Here is a 280-nt window from a genome sequence, read left to right on the forward strand (position 1 = left end):
ATGCTTCCCGGTATCTTCGGTCCTGCGATGACTGTCGGTACGTCTATGGGCTTCTCTGGTATGACCGCTGCTATTATTGGCTCTGTGACCAATGCTCTTGCAGGTATGATGCTTTCGACGCTTGTATCGACAATGGCAGGCAAGGGCGGTGTCCTTGGTTCTATCATCGGGGCAGTGCTCGCCTTCGTTCTTATGAACGGTATTACCTCGGTATTCAACAGGTTAGGTACGGAGAACAGATCAGACCAGTTCAGCGCCCATGTTCCCGTGTTGAATACCG

Annotated in this window: 1 protein-coding gene; it reads left to right on the forward strand. The window is 51.8% G+C overall.

The window, feature by feature from the left end:
- Positions 1 to 84 precede the first annotated feature (84 nt).
- Positions 85 to 280: hypothetical protein (locus Q5762_RS38020; RefSeq protein WP_315896880.1), on the forward strand; the 196-nt coding region annotated here is incomplete at its 3' end.

The organism is Streptomyces sp. P9(2023), from assembly GCF_032436795.1.
Taxonomy (GTDB): domain Bacteria; phylum Actinomycetota; class Actinomycetes; order Streptomycetales; family Streptomycetaceae; genus Streptomyces.